At 70.2% G+C, this 1,912-nt stretch carries 2 protein-coding genes; both read left to right on the top strand.

What is annotated here, in order from left to right; all coding sequences use genetic code 11:
* Window positions 1-703 precede the first annotated feature (703 nt).
* The gene (locus tag FCI23_RS55395) at window positions 704-1,729 is read left to right on the top strand and encodes an MDR family NADP-dependent oxidoreductase (protein WP_136731721.1); all 1,026 of its coding nucleotides are present in this window, start codon (window positions 704-706) and stop codon (window positions 1,727-1,729) included.
* A gap of 65 nt (window positions 1,730-1,794) precedes the next feature.
* A partial coding sequence (locus FCI23_RS55390; protein WP_136731720.1) for a MerR family DNA-binding transcriptional regulator occupies window positions 1,795-1,912 on the top strand: 118 nt, incomplete at its 3' end.

Raw genomic sequence — 1,912 nt, 5'->3', positions numbered from 1 at the left:
TCGACAGCCTGCAAGGCGACCTCGACAGGTACCACCTGTTCCATGCCACCCGCGCCGACCTGCTCTGCCGCCTCGATCGCAGTCGAGAGGCCGCCGAGGCGTACGACGCCGCGCTCGCCGTGACCACCAACGCCGCCGAGCGCGGCTTCCTCGAGAACCGAAGGCGCTCGGTCCGCTGACGGCGTGCTCGACCGCAGGTGGCCGCAGGTGGATCCGCAGCGTGTTCAAGGTCGACGGCGGAACGGTGCAGCGTCGTGGAAACTGAAGAACGGGGGCCATCCGCCCACCGCACGGGAACGAGACCGCCCCTCAGCTTGACGGCCGGCTCGCGAGCCGACTCTTCCAACCCGGCGCAACACTGCCGGCCAACTAAAGCGCTCAGAATGGCCAAGTGAAGCGCTCAGTCACATGTGCCGAAGCACGATAGGTGTCACCTTCGGGACGGGGTGAGCTGCCCTCTTGGGTCCCCTGAAGCAAGCTGGTTGTCACCAACGAGGCACGCTGCTTGTCATCACCGGCCATTTTGCAGGTTTTCTGTCACCAGTTCCGAGGAGCGGACACTGCGCTCGCCGGATCAGCCCGCCCCGGAGCACCGACCAGGAGCGGCTTGACCCTGACGTGCGGGTCAGGAGTTAGCGTCACCGCAACCCCGGCGGCGGACGCGCGCCGTGCCGCTGCCCCGAACCTGCCCAGGAGGCCGAACATGACCGCAGCCCTGCCTCGCACCGCCCGTGAAGTCCGGCTCGCCGCCATCCCTGAGGGACTGCCCGCGCGGGAACACTTCGCCGTCGTCAAGACGCCGCTGCCCGAGCCCGGGACAGGCCAAGTTCTCGTCAGGAACCGGCACTTCCTGGTCTTCCCCGGCCTGCGTACCTTGATCGGCGGGGAGGTTGACGGCCTGCCGCTGCCGCCGCTGCGCAACGGAGATGTGCTGTTCGGTCCCGCAGTCGGCGAGGTCGTGGCCGCGCCGTCCGACAGCCCGCTGCGCACCGGCGATACCGTCGCCCACATGCTCGGCTGGCGGGAGTACGCCCTGGTGGCCGCCACCGAGTGCACCCCTTTGGACGACCCGCTCCCCGATCCGGTCGCGTACCTCTCCCCGGGATCGGCCGCCTACGGAGCACTGACCCGCCTCGCCGACGTCCGCGCGGGGGACATCGTCTTCGTCACCGGAGCGGCGGGAGCGGTGGGCTCCCTGACCGGGCAGATCGCCCGGCTGCTGGGCGCCACGAGCGTGATCGGCAGCACCGGCTCGCCGGAGAAGGCCGAGCGGCTGGTCTCCGAACTCGGCTACGACGCGATCGTGCTGCGAGGAGCTGGGCCCATCGCAGCCCAGCTCGCGGAGGCGGCGCCCGAGGGCATCGATGTCCTGGTGGACACCGTCGCCGGCGAGCAACTGGTCGCGGCACTCGGCGCGGCGCGGCAGGGCGCGCGGTTCGCCCTGGTCGGAGCACTGTCCGGGCAGATGTCGGCGCAACGGGCCGGCGGCAGCGCACCGGTGGAGATCGACGCCTTCCGCCTCCTCGTCAAGGGCATCTCGCTGCGCGGATACAGCGGCGCGGACCACCCCGATGTGGAGAAGGAGTGGACCAGTCGCTTCGGCGACTGGCTGCGCTCCGGCGAGATCAGCTTCCCCCATGCACGGATCGCGGGCATCGATCGCGCACCGCAGGCGTTGCAGGAAATGATCGAAGGCAGACACTTCGGGGCCGTCGTCGTGGAGCTGTAGCGGTGGCGGTGGCATAGCACCCGTTCGGCAGCCGCGGGCGGACAGAGGACGGGGAGCGGGGCAGGATGCGGATCGGCGAAGCGGCAGCAGCGGCCGGTACTACGCCCAGGGCACTACGGTTCTACGAGCAGCGCGGGTTACTGCCCCCACCCGTCCGCACGGCCTCCGGCCAGCGCGAATACG

This window comes from Actinacidiphila oryziradicis, from assembly GCF_005047355.1.
In the GTDB taxonomy this organism is placed as follows: Bacteria; Actinomycetota; Actinomycetes; order Streptomycetales; family Streptomycetaceae; genus Actinacidiphila; species Actinacidiphila oryziradicis.
The sequence above is the reverse complement of the archived record's forward strand: the minus strand, read 5'-3'. Positions and strand labels throughout refer to the sequence as shown.

Excerpts from the sequence above, each read along its gene's own strand:
- FCI23_RS55395 (WP_136731721.1), top strand. The coding sequence starts at position 704 with ATGACCGCAGCCCTGCCTCGCACCGCCCGTGAAGTCCGGCTCGCCGCC.